Below are 14,889 nucleotides of genomic sequence, written 5' to 3'. Positions count from 1 at the left end.
GACCATGACAGAAGTCCTGGTCCGTGCCCTGCGCCCAGCAGACCCCGCGGACACCACCGCGTTCGCCGCGATCCGCCGCGCCTGCCTGCCCGCCATGCTGGCCACGTCCGCCTCGGTGGCGTTCGACGCGGAGCACGCCCATCCGGACGCGCACTACCTCCAGTTGCTCGCGGAGTCCGGCGGCGAACCGGTCGGCACCGCGCAGGTCGGCATCGCGTACGACAGCCCCGAGCCGGGGCAGGGCTTCGCGAACGTCTACGTCCACCCGGAGCACCGCGGCCGTGGCGCGGGCTCGCTGCTCGTGCGCACGGCGGAGGAGCACCTGGCGGGCAAGGGCGCGACGGCGGTGTACTCCTGGGTCCTGGACGCCCCGCGGAACCTGGCGTTCGCCGCCCGCCGCGGCTACCGCGCGAGCCGGTCCGCGCACTTCCTCAGGCTGGACCTGGCCGCCGGCGGACTGCCGCCCCGGCAGCCTCTCCCGGCCGGTGTGGAGCTGCGCACGGGCGCCGACTTCGCGGCCGACCCGCGCCCCCTGTTCGCGCTCGACGCGGAGACCGTCGCGGACGAACCGGGCGATGTGGCGGCCGAGTTCACGGACTACGAGCACTGGCTGGCAGAGACCTGGCAACATCCCCTCGTCGACCGCGAGCTGACGACCGTCGTGCTCGTCGAGGGGCGCCCCGCGGCGTTCACCCTGGCCCGCACGGACGGCGCGTCCCGCTACGTCAGCGGCATGACCGGCACGGCGCGCGCCCACCGCGGCCGCGGCCTCGCCAAGCTCGCCAAGAACGACTCGCTGCACCGCGCCCGGGCCGCGGGCCGCACGGCGGCGTTCACCGGCAACGACGCGGGGAACGGCCCGATGCTCGCGATCAACAAGTGGTTCGGCTACGAGATCTGCGACACGGAGGTACGTCATGTCCGCACCCTCGGCTGAGCCGGCCGACGTGGAGGTCCACCTCCGCAAGGCGGGCCGCACGAAGATCCGCTACCCGGCGAGGCTGCTCGCTGACGACGGCACCCGTGTCACCGTGCGGGCGCCCTGGGCGGGCGCGGGCGTGCGGGACTTCGGCTTCGTCCGGTTCGAGCCGGGCGACGTGTTCGTCGAGCACTTCTGGCGCGACCGCTGGTACGCGGTCAAGGAGGTCCACGCCGCCGACGGCACCCTCAAGGGCTGGTACTGCGACGTGACCCGGCCCGCCGTGCGCACGGACGCCGTGGTGACGGTGGAGGACCTGGACCTCGACCTGTGGTGCTCCGCGGACGGCTCCACGGTCCTGCGTCTTGACGAGGACGAGTTCGCGGCCGGCTCCCTGCCCGCAACGGATCCCGCCGCCGCGCGGTCCGCCCGTGCGGCCCTGGACACCCTGGAGCGGATCGCCGGGGCCGAGGGGCTGCGCGCGGGCCTCGGGCTCGGCCCGGAGCGGGAGGTCTGAGTCCCGGCCGGAGGCGCGCGGGCGCTGACCGGAGGCCTGAGTTCCGATGGAGGTGCGCTGGAGCCGACCCGCCGGTTTGTGTCACCGGGCCGTTCCGTGGGTACGGCAGGACGAACAGGCAGGGAGGCCGTATGCGCCGAGTGACCGTGCACAAGACCGTCGCGAAGTCCGCCGTTCGCCGCGAGCGGGAGAACCGGGAGGCCCGGGAGGACTCGGGTCGGCCGTCCCGTGAGCGGCCCGAGGTCCGCAGAGACGTGCTGCGTGTGTGGTGGCCCACCGAGTGAGTCCGCCCCCGGGCCGCTCGCCGGTCGCCGTCAGGGCGTGAGGCGTCCCGCCGCGTCGGGGTGGACGGCGATGTTGTCCAGGCAGAGGTGGTCCTCGTGGGCGTCGAGGACCACCGGACCGGTGACCGTGCCCGGCGCGGGTCCGGTGACGTACATCCGCCCCGCCGCCACGTTCCCGGCGTGGTCCGACTCCATGGGGGCGGGCACACGGCCGATGCGCTCGATGTAGCGGTGGTACGCCGCGTCGGTGACCGCCCGCACGGCGGGCACGTCGGCGGCTTCGGCGAGGCGGATCTCGTACGCCGCGCAGGTCCCGGGTGTCATCCCGTCACGCTACGACGGGACCTCAGCAGGCCGCGCGCCAGTTTCCGCAGCAGTGGCCAGAGCACGATCAGCGCGACGACGGCGTACACGGACACCGAGAACGGCGTATCGACCAGGCCTTTGACGCTGCCGTCGCTGATCTGGAGGGCGCGGCGCAGTTGCTGTTCGGCGCCCGGTCCGAGGATGACGCCGATGACGGCGGGCAGGACGGGCAGTCCGTAGCGCCGCATGCCGAAGCCGAGCAGGCCGATGAGCAGCAGGATCACCAGGTCGATCGCCTCGCCGCCGACCGCGTACGCGCCGACCGCCGCGAAGAAGAGGATGCCCGCGTAGAGATAGGGGCGCGGGACGCGCAGGAGCTTCGCCCAGAGCGGGGCGAGGGGCAGGTTGAGGGCGAGCAGCAGCACCATGCCGACGAACAGGGACGCGATCAGGCCCCACACCAGCTCCGACTCGCGTTCGAAGAGCAGCGGGCCCGGCTGGATGCCGTACTGCTGGAAGGCGGCGAGCATCACGGCGGCGACGGCGGTCGTGGGCAGTCCGAGCGTCAGCATCGACACGAGGGTGCCCGCGGCCGACGCGGAGGACGCGGCCTCCGGACCCGCCACGCCCTCGATGGCGCCCTTGCCCCACTCGTCCTTGTGCCGGGAGAGGCGCTTCTCGGTGACGTAGGAGAGGAAGGTCGGGATCTCGGCGCCGCCCGCGGGGATCGCCCCGAAGGGGAAGCCGATGAGGGGGCCACGCAGCCAGGACTTCCAGGTGCGCCGGACGTCCTGCCTGCCGAGCCAGGGGCGGCCGACGGGGATGGCTTGCCCACTGGTGCGGCGCAGGTGCGCGGCCACCCACAGCGCCTCGCCGATCGCGAACAGGCCGACGGCCACGATCACCACGTCGATGCCGTCGGCGAGTTGGAGCGAGCCGAAGGTCAGGCGCTCCTGTCCGGTCATCTGGTCGAGGCCGACCAGGCCGAGGGTGAGGCCGATGAGGAGGGAGGCGAGGCCGCGGATGCGGGAGGAGCCGAGGACGGACGTCACGGCGATGAACGCGAGCACCATGATGGCGAAGTAGTCGGGCGCGCCGATGTCGACGGCCAGGTCGGCGACCTCGGGGGCCAGCGCGACGAGCAGGACCGTACCGATCACGCCGCCCGCGAAGTGGCCGATGGCGGCGGCCGCGAGTGCCTGGGCGCCGCGCCCCGCCCTGGCCATCGGGTTGCCTTCGATGGCCGCGACGACGGCGGCGCTCTCGCCGGGCGTGTTCAGCAGGATGGAGGTGGTGGAGCCGCCGAACATCGCGCCGTAGTAGATGCCCGCGAACATGATGAAGGCGCCGGTGGGTTCGAGCCCGTACGTCACCGGGAGCAGCAGCGCCACCGCCATCGCGGGCCCGATGCCGGGCAGGACGCCGATGGCCGTGCCGAGGAGCACGCCGACGGCGGCCCACAGGAGGTTGACGGGGGTGAGCGCGGTGCCGAAGCCGTCCATCAGGGAGCTGAAGGCGTTCATGTCACAGCACTCCCATCAGGGGGCCGCCGGGCAGCGGCACTCCGAGCAGCTTGTCGAAGACGGCGTAGGTGGCCAGGGACAGGACGGCCGCGATCAGCGGGTCGCGGTGCACCGTCCGGCTGCCGAGGGCGTGGGCGGCGCCCCAGAACAGCAGGGCACCGGCGACGGGGAAGCCCACCGGCTCGATGAGGACGGCCGTGGCGAGGAAGACCCCGGCGAGCAGCAGCACGGTGCGCCAGTCGGCGGGTTCGGACAGGTCGACGTCCTCGCCGCCCTCGGCCGCGCCGCGGCCGCCGCGCAGGACGTCGACGGCGAGCAGGACGGAGACGACGAGCAGCCCGGTGCCGACGGCCACGGGCACGGTCCTCGGGCCGACGGGGCCGCGCTGGGTGATCTCGACGTCCATGGTGAGGGCGTCGGTGAGGACGAGGGCGCCGAGGGCGAGCAGCAGGACGCAGACGCCGAGTTCGGAGTGCTCGCGCAGCCAGGTGCGGCGGTCCGGCCGCTTTGGCGGGACATCGGTGGCGGTCACAGGCCGAGCTCCGTCAGTACCGAGACGACGCGCCGGTCCTGGGCGTCGAGGAAGTCGCCGAACGCCTCGCCGGTGAGGAAGGCGTCGTCCCAGCCGTTCTTCCGCAGGGACGCACGCCACTCGGGTGAGCCGTGGAGCTCGCGGACGAGGGCGGTGAGCTTGTCGCGTTCGGCGTCGGAGAGTCCGGGCGGTGCGACGATGCCGCGCCAGTTGGTGAAGTCCACGTCGTAGCCGGACTCCTTGAGGGTGGGCCCGTCGAGCCCCTCGACCCGCTTCGGTCCGGTGACGGCGAGCAGCCGCAGCTCGCCGGACTCGATCTGGTCCAGGTACTCGCCGACGCCGGAGACACCGAAGGCCACCTTGCTGCCGAGGATGGAGGCGAGGAGTTCGCCGCCGCCGTCGAACGGCACGTAGTTGACGTCCTTGGGCGGGATGCCGGCGGCGCGGGCCATGAGCATGGGGGCGATGTGGTCGGGCCCGCCGGGCGAGGACCCGCCGCCGACGGGCATCTTGCCCGGGTCGGCCCGCCAGGCGTCGACGAGCTGTCCGACGGTCCGGTACGGGGAGTCCTTCGCGACCACGACGACGTCCTGCTCCTCGGTGAGGCGGGCGATGGGGGTGGTGTCGGCGAGGGTCCTGGGCGCGTGGTTGGAGCGGACGGCGCCCACGACGCCGAGGCCCATGGACATCGCGAGCCTGCCGTTGCCGCGTTCGCCCACCAGGCGGCTGAGGCCGACGGTGCCGCCGGCGCCGGGCAGGTTGAACACCTCGATGTCGTGGGTGAGCCCGGCGTCCTCGGCGTTCCTCGCGGCGGTGCGGGCGGTGATGTCGTAGCCTCCGCCGGGGGTGTTGGGGACCATGAGGCGCAGTCCGGGGATCTTGGTGCCGGTGTCGTCGCCGCTGCCCGTGGTGAGCAGCGGCGGCCCCACGAGGACGAGCAGCGCGGCCCCGCACAGGGCCAGGGGGGTGCGTAGTCGCCGGGGGGTGCGTAGTCGCACGGGTGCCTCCGCCTGTCCGACCGGATACGGGTGTGAAGTGGCCCACATATTGCCGGGGCGGGCGGACCCTGTCTGCCTTCCGCAATCAACGGACGTTGTGGTCCTTGTGGTCACGCTCGTAGCCTGCGGCGACGACGAGGGGCGAGGGGGCGTGGCGATGACGAGGGTGCTGGTCGTCGACGACGACTTCATGGTCGCCAAGCTGCACAGCAGGTACGTCGCCACGGTGGACGGCTTCGCGGTGGCGGGCGTGGCGCACAGCGGGGCCGGGGCGCTGCGCGCGGCGGAGCGGCTGCGGCCCGATCTGATCCTGCTCGATGTGTATCTGCCGGACCTGGACGGCATCGCGGTGCTGCGGGAGCTGCGGGCGGCGGAGGAGCGGGATCATGGCAGGGCGCCGGTGGACGTCCTGTTCATCACGGCCGCGCGGGACGCGGAGGTGGTCCGTGCCGCGCTGCGCGCCGGGGCCCTGCACTATCTGATCAAGCCCTTCGACCGGGCGGCCCTGGAGGAGCAGTTGCGGCACGTCGCGGCCCTGCGGGCCCGGCTCGACGGCCTGGCGGAGGCCCGCCAGGAGGACGTCGACCAGCTCTTCGGGCCGCGCCCGCCGGGCTCCCGCGAACTTCCCAAGGGCCTCGCGCCGCACACCGCGGACCTGGTGGAGCACACCTTGCGGGGCCACCCCGCGGGCCTGTCCGCCGCCGAGTGCGCCGAGGCGGGCTCCCTCTCCCGCGTCAGCGCCCGCCGCTATCTGGAGTACTTCGTGGACACGGGCCGGGCGGAGGTGACCTTGAGGTACGGCGGGGCGGGGCGGCCGCAGCGGAGGTACCGGTGGGTGACCTGAGGGGAGGCTGGGGAGTCCGCGACGGGAGCACGAACCGCTGGGAGCGGCAGCCCCCCGGGCCGCCTTCGTGGCGGTGCGACGGCGCATCGCCCCGAACCGCGGGAGCGGGGGCCCCTAGGCCGCGAGGGCGCCCGGCACGATCGCCCCGGGCCCGAACCTCTGCCTGGCCCGGTCGGCCACCTCCTCGATGCGGCGGGCCTTGTCGTCGAGGGGGTCGAAGGTCAGCTGGTAGGAGGAGTGTTCGGCGGGGTCGAGGCCTTCGGCGCGCAGGGCGATCACGCGGACGCGGGCGCGCTGGAGGCCGAGGGCCTCGTACATGTCGTACGCCGCCCTCGTCAGCGCCGCCGAGTGCGCGGTCGGCTCCTTCAGGGTGCGGCTGCGGGTGGTCGCGGAGCGGTCGGCGTAGCGGACGGTGAGGGTCAGGGTGCGGCAGACCTTGTCGAGGGCGCGCAGCCGGGTGCCCAGTTCCTCGGCGGCCGACAGCAGGGCGCGGCGGTGCCTGCCGGTGTCCAGTTCGTCGCGGCCGAAGGGGCGTTCGGTGGCCAGGGAGCGGGAGACCCCGTTCGGGACCACCCGGCCGCGGTCGACGCCACTCGCCCTCTCGCGCAGCTCGCGCCCCGCCTTCGCGCCGATCAGGCGCTGGAGCGTGGACAGGGGCGCGGCGGCGACGAGGCCGAGGGTGTCGAGGCCGTACTCGCACAGGGTGCGGGCGGTCGCGGGGCCGACGCCCGGCAGCGCGGCGACGGGCCGGTCGGCGAGGAACCGCGGCACGGCGTCCCCGGTCACCTCGTACACCCCTCCGGGCCTGGCCTCGCGCAGCGCCATCCGGGCCAGCATCGGCGAAGGCCCGGCGCCGATCGCGCAGTCGACGCCGTGCAGCGCGAGGGCGCGGACGCGGATCACCGACGCGAGGTCGGCGGCGCCGCGGCCGAAGTACCTTTCGGCGCCGCGCAGATCGGCGAGCGCGCCGTCCGGCGGCAGCGCCTCGACCACCGGAGTGAACTCCTCCAGGAGCCCGAGCAGCCCCGGCAGGGCCGCCTCGTACATCGGCGGCAGCTGGAAACGTACGCAGAGGATGGTCATCCCGCACTCCCCGGACTCTGGTGCCACAACTTCCGTCCCGTCGCCGCCCTTTCCCCGGGCGGCGACAGGTCCGCCCATGGATGCATCTCGTATCCGGTCTCCCACCGGACGCGCCGTCCGTTGCCCGGGTCATTCCCGGCGGCGGGTGGGGCATCCGCGGCGACCGGTTCGGCCGGGCCCTTTTCGGCCAGGCGCGGTGCCACCGCTTCGAGACCGCCCTCGCGGCGCAGCTCCACCAGCTCCGCGAGGTCCCACGCCGCCGTCCCGATGACGCTGAAGCCGCGTGACCCGCGCCGCTGCACCACGCCGCGGACGAGCAGCAGCCAGGAGTGGAAGACGGTGTGCGCGCAGCTCTCGTGGCTGTCCTCGAAGAAGGTCAGGTCGACCAGGCCCGTGCCGTCGTCGAGGGTGGTGAAGACGATGCGTCTGCCGGAGCGGATCGCCGGGGTCTGGGTGGCCGCCTTGGCGCCCGCGACCAGGACCGTGTCCCCGTCGCGCACCGAGCGCAGCCGGCGCGCGGAGGTCACGCCGAGCTCGTCGAGGAAGCTCTGGTGGTCGTCCATCAGGTTCCGGGAGACGTCCATGGAGAGCACGCCGAGTTCGGCGCTCAGGCGCTCGGCGTCGTCGAGGTCGGGCAGGCCCGCGGAGGCGGTCCGGCGGCCGCCCGGGAGCGGGAGCTGGGGGCCGCGTGCGCCGTGGGCGCCCCGTTGCAGCTCCGTCAGGTGCAGTTGCAGGTCGCGGCGGTTGGCACCGAACGCGTCGAGGGCGCCGACCTGGGCGAGGCGGGTGGCGAGCGGACGGCTCGGCCTGGCCCGTTCCCAGAAGTCGAGCAGGGACGCGTAGGGCTGTCCTGCCGCGATGCGCTCGGCCTCCGGTTCGCTGATGCCGTGCACGTCGGACAGCGCGAGCCGCACACCCCACTTCCCGGATTCGGACTCCAGTTCGATGCGATGGGCGACCGCGGACCGGTTCACGTCCAGCGGAAGCACCGGCACCCCGCGCCGCCGCGCGTCCGCGAGCAGCAGCCGCTTGGGGTACATGCCGGGGTCGTGCGTGAGCAGCCCCGCGTAGAACGCCGCCGGGTGATGGGCCTTCAGCCACGCGGACTGGTACGTGGGCACGGCGAAGGCCACCGCGTGCGCCTTGCAGAAGCCGTACGAGCCGAAGGCCTCGACGATCCCCCACGCCCGCCCGATCGTCTCGGCGTCGTACCCCTTGGCGGCCGCCGTCTGCGCGAACCAGACGCGGATGCGGCCCTGCGACTCGGGGTCGGAGAGCCCGCGCCGCACCCGGTCCGCCTCGCCGCGGCCGCAGCCGGTCATCAGGTGCACGATGTCGATGATCTGCTCGTGGAAGACGACGACTCCGTAGGTCTCCTCAAGGGGTTCCTTCAGGTCGGGGTGCGGATAGCGGGCGGGCGCGCGGCCGTGCCTGGCCTCGATGAAGGGCCGCACCATGTCGGCGGCCACGGGCCCGGGACGGAACAGCGAGATGTCCACCACCAGGTCGTGGAAGGTCGCGGGCTGGAGGCGGCCCACCAGGTCGCGCTGGCCCGGCGACTCGATCTGGAAGCAGCCGAGCGTCTCGGTGGAGCGGATGAGCCGGTACGTCGCCTCGTCGCCCTCCTCGATCGCGTCCAGGTCGACCCGCTCCCCCGTCGCCCGCTCGGCCTCGGCGACCGCGTGCGCCATCGCCGACTGCATCCGCACCCCGAGGACGTCGAGCTTGAGCAGACCGAGGTCCTCGACGTCGTCCTTGTCGAACTGGGACATCGGCAGGCCCTCGCCGCTGGTGGGCACGACGGGGGTGCGCCGCAGCAGCGAGGCGTCGGAGAGCAGCACCCCGCACGGGTGCATGGCGACCCCGCGCGGCAGCGCGTCGAGCCCCTCGACCAGGTCCCAGAGCCTGCCGTGCCGCTCCGCCCCGGCCGCCACCTCGCGCAGTTCGGGCAGTTCCGCCATCGCCGCGCGGGCGTCGCGGGCGCGGATGTGCGGGAAGGCCTTGGCGATCCTGTCGATGTCGGCGGGGTCCATGGACAGGGCGGCGCCCACGTCCCTGATCGCGTGCCGGACGCGGTACGTCTCCGGCATCGCGACCGTCGCGACGCGCTCCTCGCCGAACCGGCCGATGATCGCGCGGTAGACCTCGATGCGGCGCGCGGACTCCACGTCGACGTCGATGTCGGGCAGGACGGGCCGCCGCGTGGACAGGAACCGCTCCATGAGCAGCCGGTGCGCGACCGGGTCCGCGTGCGCGATGCCGATCAGATGGTTGACCAGGGACCCGGCGCCGGAGCCGCGCGCCGCGACCCGGATGCCCAGGTCCCTCACGTCGTCCACGACCTGGGCCACCGTCAGGAAGTAGGAGGCGTACCCGTGGTGGGCGATAATGTCCAGCTCGTGGTGCATCCGCTCCCAGTACGTACGGGCGTCCCGGCGGCGGTCGTAGCCGCGGAGCACCATGCCGGCCGCGGCCCGGGAGGCGAGGACGCGCTGCGCGGTGCGGCGCCCGGCGCCGACCAGGCCCGGCTCGGGGAAGCGCACGGAGCCGATGCCGATGTCGCCCTGGGGGTCGACCAGGCACTCGGCGGCGGTCGCCCGGGTCTGTTCGAGCAGCCGGTGGGCGGTGTCGCGGCGGAACCCCGCGGCCTCCACCACCCGCTCGGCGACGTCCAGCATGGCGGCCTCGCCCTTCAGCCAGCGCTCGCCGCTGTCGAGGGGGCCCGAAGGGTCGATGGGCACGAGGCGGCGCGCGGCGTCGAGGACGTCGGCGACGGGGCCCTGGCCGGGGTCGGCGTAGCGGACGGCGTTGGTCAGGACCGGGCGCAGGCGCTGCTCGGCGGCGAAGCCGACGGTGCGGGCGGCCAGGCGCAGCGAGCCAGGACCGGTGCCCGAGCGGCCGTGCCAGACGGCTTCGAGGCGCAGCGCGTCGCCGTACCGCTCGCGCCAGGGGGCCAGGAGGCGGGCGGCCCGGTCGGGGCGGCCCGCGGCGAGCGCGCGGCCCACGTCGGACGCCGGGCCGAGCAGCACGGTCAGGCCGTCGGCCGCGCACTCCTCCCACGGCAGCACCGGCGGCCCTTCGCCGCCGCGGTGCACGGCGCTCACCAGGCGGCACAGGTCGGCCCAGGCGGCGGCGCCGTCCCTGGCGAGGAAGGTCACCCGGGGAGCGGACTCGTCGATGAAGGCACCGCCGCGCACCGGGGTCCGCCGCCGTGCGCCGTCGCGGCCGCCCTGCTCCGGGGCGGCCGGCGGCCCGACCGCCAGCTCCGCCCCGAACAGCGGCCGCACCCCGGCCTTCTCACAGGCCTTGGCGAACCTGACCGTGCCCGCGAGGGTGTCCCTGTCGGTGAGCGCGAGCGCGTCCATGCCCCGCTCCGATGCCTGCTCGGCGAGGCGCTCCGGATGCGAGGCCCCGTACCGCAGGGAGAACCCGGAGACGGTGTGCAGATGCGTGAACCCTGGCACACGCACCTCCTGACCTTCCGCTTCGCTGATCCCCTCCTCCACCATAAACCACTTTCGAACCTGCGTTCGATGTACTGTTCGATATATGTTCGATAGTCATGGAGGGCCACCGTCCACCCGTGCCGTCACCCGTTCGGCCCGCCCCGCCTGCGTGCGCCCCCGGTGCCTCGGAGCGTGGGGACATGACCTTCGTCGACGAGTTGAAGAGCGCCGTCACCCCGCGAGCAGCCCTGCTCGTCATCGGCGTCCTGGCCCTCCAGCTGCTGTTCATCGCCTCCTACGTGGGGGCGCTGCACAACCCGAAGCCGAAGGACGTGGCCTTCGGAGTCGTCGCCCCCGGTGAGGCGGCCGCACAGACCAGGGACAAGCTGGCGAAGCTGCCCGGGGAGCCGCTCGATCCGCGCGTGATCGAGGACGAGGGCGAGGCGCGCCGCCAGATCATGGACCGGAAGATCGACGGCGCCCTGGTCGTCGACCCCCGGGGCACGGAGGACACCCTCCTGGTCGCCTCCGGCGGCGGCAAGGCGCTCGCCAACGCCCTGGAGACGATCACCGCGAAGACCGAGGGCGCCGAGAAGCGCACCGCGAGGACCGTCGACGTGGCCGCCGCCTCGCCCCAGGACTTCAACGGGCTCTCGTCGTTCTACCTGGTCGTCGGCTGGTGCGTGGGCGGCTACCTGTGCGCCTCGATCATGTCGATCAGCGCGGGATCGAAGCCCGCCAACCCGCAGCGCGCGGCGATCCGGCTCGGCGCCCTGGCCCTGCTCGCCGTCGCCGGGGGCCTCGGCGGCGCGGTCATCATCGGCCCGATCCTCGGCGCCCTGCCCGGCTCGATCATGGGCCTGTGGGGGCTCGGCGCCCTCGTCACCTTCGCGGTCGGCGCGGTCACGCTCGCCCTGGAGGAACTCACCGGCATCGTCGGCATCGGCCTCGCGGTGCTGCTCATCGTGGTCGCGGGCAACCCGAGCGCGGGCGGCGCCTTCCCGCTCCCGATGCTCCCCCCGTTCTGGAACGCGATCGGCCCCGCCCTGCCGCCCGGCGCCGGGACCTGGGTGGCCCGCTCCATCGCCTACTTCCGGGGCAACGCGGTCACCGGCCCGCTGCTTGTGCTCTCGGCGTGGGCGGTGGTGGGGACGGTGGTCACCTTGCTGGTGGCGATGCGCAAGACCCGCGGTGGGGCGGGCGCCCGCCTCTCCGGCCGAGGGGGGTCCAGCCCGTCCGGCGTTTGAGGACGAGGCGCGGAGCGCCGTGTGTTGCCCGCGGCCCGGTGGGGGCTTGGCGCGCCGTTCCCCGCGCCCCTTTGGGGCGCTTGGGATTCGGCCAACCCCGGAGGGAGGCCCGAGGCGCCCTCGGGCCGGAGGGGGCACATTCCGGCTATCGGGGAAACTTCCCCCGATAGCCGATCCCACGGTCACGTCAGGTAAATACTTCCCCACCGAACGTGAAGGATCATTACTTCGCGCCACTACACACAGTTTTCAACTGTGGACCGAAAGTCAGCGCTCGACGTGCGCCGAGTGTCGCCGTGGGCAAGACTCCGGTCCGTTCCGTTCGTTATCCGAAACGACAAGCAAAGGAGCGTTCGAAATGCGGTACATCTCTGGGGGAATCGCACTGGGCGCCGCCCTGGCCCTCGGCGGCCTCGCCACCGCGGCCACGGCCGTGCCCACGGCCGCACCCACGGCCGCCGCCACCTCCGCACGCGGCTACGCGCCCTCCGAGCTGGTCCTCACCATCGGCTACGGCGAGAAGGCGGCCACCGCCTCGATCCAGCGCGCCGTGACCCTCGGCTGTTCCTCCGGCGGCGTCGGCAGCCACCCCGACGCGCCGGGCGCCTGCGACCAGCTGCGCGCCGTGGGCGGCAAGTTCGACAAGGTGACCAAGGCCCCGACGAACCGCGCCTGCACCAAGGAGTGGAAGCCGGTCACGGTCACCGCCCAGGGCGTCTGGGAGGGCCGCCGCGTCTCCTACGAGCACACCTTCGCCAACCCCTGCGCGCTGACGGGCGGCCAGGGCAAGGTCTTCAACTTCTGATCCCGCGGGGTCACGACCCCGCGAGCCAGCCCCGCAGCGCGGCCTGGGCGCCGGCCTGGAAACGGGTGTCGGCGCCCAGTTCGTCGAGCAGCCTGCTGATGCGGCGGCGCGCGGTGTGCACATGCACGCCGAGACGGCGCGCTATCGCCTCGTCCTTGAAGCCGCCCGCGAGTGCAGCTCCGCCTGCCTTCGGTGGATCAGCGCCCGGACGGCGGGCGCGGGCGGTACCGGACGGGGTAAGGAGGCGGCCGCCGCACCGTTCTCGGGGAGCGTGAACCCGTGCTCCCGCAACCGGGCCAGGGCCCGCTGCCGAGCGACGTCCAGGTGCTGTCCCGGCCGCTGCGGGGCGGCCCGGTCGAGAAGCTGTGGTCGGCGGGCACGTCCGTCGCCAACGTGCACGTGTCGAACGGAACCGTCACCTGGCAGGAGTCGAGCCCGCACGGCCGGCAGCGGGTCGCTTACCTGCGGGCGGGCGAACGCGAGCCGGTGTTCGTGGACGGCGGCCGCTACGACGTGGTCACCGCGCTGCCCACGATCCACGGCGACAAGCTCGGCTACGCCAAGGTGTACACCGACAAGGACGGCTACCAGCAGGTCTCCACGGAGATCACGGACGTGCGGTCCGGCAAGCAGACCCTGGTCCCGGCCAAGGGCGGCCGCCTCGGCACCGGCCGGAAGGACATCGTCCCCGAGGACTCCGAGGACTCCGAGGACTCCTACTTCTGGAACGTGGACGCCTCGGACTCCGCGGTGACCCTCACCCAGTGGCGGCCCCGGCAGGGCTGGAGCAACGCCAACCTCACCAAGCTGGTGCAGACCGACCTGGACGGCAAGGGCGTCGTGCGGGTCTCCTGCAACCGCGGTGAGCAGACGGGACACGCGGCCGACACCGGCAGACGCGTGGTGTGGATCGACGGCACCACCGGCCACACGGACCTGGTGACCCGGGCCCGTCCGGCCGGCACCTGCTGATCCCGCCGAAAGGGCCCCGGAGACCGAGAGGTCTCCGGGGCCCTGCTGCCGCGAACTGAGGCGTCAGCCGGTTTCCGCCGCGCAGGCCGAGGCGTCAGCCGATCTCCGCACCGAAGGCTTCCAGAGCCTCCGGCACCGGCTGGAAGAACGTCTCGCCGCCGCCGGAGCAGTCACCGCTGCCGCCGGACGTGAGGCCGAGCGCCGTGTCGCCGGCGAACATCGCGCCGCCGCTGTCACCGGGCTCGGCGCAGACGTCGGTCTGGATGAGGCCGTTGACGATGTCGCCGTTGCCGTAGTTCACGGTGGCGTCGAGGCCCGTCACCTTGCCGTCGTGCAGCTGCGTGGTGGAACCGCTGCGCTGCACCTGCTGGCCGACGGTCGCCGCGCCCGCCTTGGTGATCTGCTGGGTGCTGCCGTTGTACAGGTTCACCTCGCTCGGGTGCGCGGTGTCGCCGCTGTACTTGACGATGCCGTAGTCGTTGTCGGGGAAGCTGGAGCCCGCGTTCTCACCGATGGCGGGGCCGCCCTGCTCGTCGGACCAGCTGGTGACCGACTCGGTGCAGTGTCCCGCGGTCAGGAAGTGCGGCGCACCGTCCTTGACCACGTTGAAGCCGAGCGAGCAGCGGCTGCCGCCGCCGAAGATGGCGTCGCCGCCGGCCACGAAGGGCTTGAACTCCCCCTTGGTGCGCTTCAGCTCGGCCTTGCCGCCGAGGCTCTCGACGACCGACGTCAGCTTCCTCAGGTCCGCGCCGTCGACGGTGCGGTCCGCGGTGACGACGACCTTGTTGGTGGCCGGGTCGGTGGCCCACGAGGTGCCGGGGACCGAGGCCTTGTCGGTGAGCGTCGTGCGGGCGCCCTTGAGCTCGGCGAGGGAGTTCTCGACGAGTCTGGCCCTGGCGCCGGCCGACTCGGCGGCGTCCTTGGCGTTCTCGTCGAGCACGTTCACGACGAGGTTCTTGGCCCGCGCGTCGTAGTACGTGCCCGCGGCGTCCGCTCCCAGGTCCTTGCCGAGCGAGGAGGCGAGCTTTCCGGCCTTCGCGATGGACAGCGTGTCCGGCTTGGGGGTGGGGGCGTCCTCACTCGCGTTCGCAGTCTGGAAGGTGACGGCCGCGCCGATCAGGGCGACGGCACCCGCGCCTGCCATGGCGGCACGGCGCTTGGGTATGCGGCGGTGCTTCAACTCGCGTCCTCCTGTGGGGGGGCGAACCGCTCCGGCGTGGGGGCCTCGGCGGTCCGAAAGACGTACGCGCACGGGCTGCGGCGCTGGATGAGCCGTGTCCATGCCCGTCAGGACGCGGCCCACTATTCCCAGCGCGCGGCACCGCACACAAGGGCTGCTTCCGGACGCCACCCGGCAACGAGCACGCGACGCACGGCCGTTGGCCGACCCTGGTCGCGCCACGTCGATTCCCG

The 14,889-nt window shown here is 73.4% G+C and carries 13 protein-coding genes and 1 pseudogene; 7 read left to right on the top strand and 7 right to left on the bottom strand.

Annotation, left to right across the window (positions count from 1 at the left end; all coding sequences use genetic code 11):
• Positions 1-4: 4 nt before the first annotated feature.
• The 3 genes from ACH4DX_RS28955 to ACH4DX_RS28945 all read left to right on the top strand — a co-directional run bounded on the left by ACH4DX_RS28955 (position 5) and on the right by ACH4DX_RS28945 (position 1,720).
• Positions 5-937, top strand: a complete 933-nt coding sequence (locus ACH4DX_RS28955) for a GNAT family N-acetyltransferase (RefSeq protein ID WP_398157322.1) — start codon at positions 5-7, stop codon at positions 935-937.
• Entirely contained in the window at positions 918-1,436 is a 519-nt protein-coding gene (locus tag ACH4DX_RS28950) for a DUF402 domain-containing protein (protein ID WP_398157321.1), read from the top strand. Before ACH4DX_RS28955 ends, ACH4DX_RS28950 begins: the two co-directional genes overlap by 20 nt.
• Positions 1,437-1,567: 131 nt before the next feature.
• Positions 1,568-1,720 (top strand): hypothetical protein, encoded by a 153-nt coding sequence (locus ACH4DX_RS28945; protein ID WP_398121503.1) that lies wholly within the window; start codon positions 1,568-1,570, stop codon positions 1,718-1,720.
• Positions 1,721-1,762: 42 nt separating this feature from the next.
• On the opposite strand, the pseudogene ACH4DX_RS28940 reads toward ACH4DX_RS28945, so the two are convergent.
• From ACH4DX_RS28940 to ACH4DX_RS28925, 4 genes and pseudogenes are all read right to left on the bottom strand, one after another.
• Positions 1,763-2,044, bottom strand: a pseudogene (locus tag ACH4DX_RS28940) (GNAT family N-acetyltransferase); the annotation flags it as partial.
• Positions 2,041-3,549 carry a tripartite tricarboxylate transporter permease gene (locus tag ACH4DX_RS28935; protein ID WP_398157320.1) on the bottom strand — a complete coding sequence of 503 codons (1,509 nt, stop codon included), beginning with the start codon at positions 3,547-3,549 and terminating at the stop codon, positions 2,041-2,043. The gene ACH4DX_RS28935 and the pseudogene ACH4DX_RS28940, both read right to left, overlap by 4 nt.
• Position 3,550: 1 nt before the next feature.
• Positions 3,551-4,081 (bottom strand): tripartite tricarboxylate transporter TctB family protein, encoded by a 531-nt coding sequence (locus ACH4DX_RS28930; RefSeq protein ID WP_398157319.1) that lies wholly within the window; start codon positions 4,079-4,081, stop codon positions 3,551-3,553.
• Complete coding sequence (locus tag ACH4DX_RS28925; protein WP_398121892.1) at positions 4,078-5,043, bottom strand: Bug family tripartite tricarboxylate transporter substrate binding protein; 966 nt, start codon at positions 5,041-5,043, stop codon at positions 4,078-4,080. The genes ACH4DX_RS28930 and ACH4DX_RS28925 overlap by 4 nt, the downstream gene beginning before the upstream one ends.
• A 193-nt stretch (positions 5,044-5,236) precedes the next feature.
• Between ACH4DX_RS28925 and ACH4DX_RS28920 the strand changes: the two genes are divergently transcribed.
• The gene (locus ACH4DX_RS28920) at positions 5,237-5,923 is read left to right on the top strand and encodes a response regulator (RefSeq protein WP_398157318.1); all 687 of its coding nucleotides are present in this window, start codon (positions 5,237-5,239) and stop codon (positions 5,921-5,923) included.
• A 114-nt stretch (positions 5,924-6,037) separates the two neighbouring features.
• On the opposite strand, the gene ACH4DX_RS28915 is transcribed toward ACH4DX_RS28920, so the two are convergent.
• Both ACH4DX_RS28915 and ACH4DX_RS28910 read right to left on the bottom strand, forming a co-directional pair.
• Complete coding sequence (locus ACH4DX_RS28915; RefSeq protein ID WP_398123807.1) at positions 6,038-7,006, bottom strand: DNA polymerase thumb domain-containing protein; 969 nt, start codon at positions 7,004-7,006, stop codon at positions 6,038-6,040.
• On the bottom strand, positions 7,003-10,470 hold the full coding sequence (locus ACH4DX_RS28910) for a DNA polymerase III subunit alpha (protein ID WP_398157317.1): 3,468 nt from the start codon (positions 10,468-10,470) through the stop codon (positions 7,003-7,005). Before ACH4DX_RS28910 ends, ACH4DX_RS28915 begins: the two co-directional genes overlap by 4 nt.
• 182 nt (positions 10,471-10,652) lie before the next feature.
• Here ACH4DX_RS28910 and ACH4DX_RS28905 point away from each other — a divergent pair, with 182 nt between their 5' ends.
• From ACH4DX_RS28905 to ACH4DX_RS28895, 3 genes are all read left to right on the top strand, one after another.
• On the top strand, positions 10,653-11,699 hold the full coding sequence (locus ACH4DX_RS28905; RefSeq protein ID WP_398157316.1) for a DUF3533 domain-containing protein: 1,047 nt from the start codon (positions 10,653-10,655) through the stop codon (positions 11,697-11,699).
• 358 nt (positions 11,700-12,057) lie between these two features.
• Positions 12,058-12,504 (top strand): subtilase-type protease inhibitor, encoded by a 447-nt coding sequence (locus tag ACH4DX_RS28900; RefSeq protein WP_398123804.1) that lies wholly within the window; start codon positions 12,058-12,060, stop codon positions 12,502-12,504.
• Positions 12,505-12,783: 279 nt separating this feature from the next.
• Positions 12,784-13,476, top strand: a complete 693-nt coding sequence (locus tag ACH4DX_RS28895) for a hypothetical protein (RefSeq protein WP_398157315.1) — start codon at positions 12,784-12,786, stop codon at positions 13,474-13,476.
• A gap of 94 nt (positions 13,477-13,570) precedes the next feature.
• Here ACH4DX_RS28895 and ACH4DX_RS28890 read toward each other — a convergent pair whose 3' ends face one another.
• Complete coding sequence (locus ACH4DX_RS28890; RefSeq protein WP_398157314.1) at positions 13,571-14,656, bottom strand: S1 family peptidase; 1,086 nt, start codon at positions 14,654-14,656, stop codon at positions 13,571-13,573.
• Positions 14,657-14,889 lie beyond the last annotated feature (233 nt).

The organism is Streptomyces sp. NPDC017940 (genome assembly GCF_044328435.1).
GTDB lineage: Bacteria > Actinomycetota > Actinomycetes > Streptomycetales > Streptomycetaceae > Streptomyces.
The sequence above is the reverse complement of the archived record's forward strand: the minus strand, read 5'-3'. Positions and strand labels throughout refer to the sequence as shown.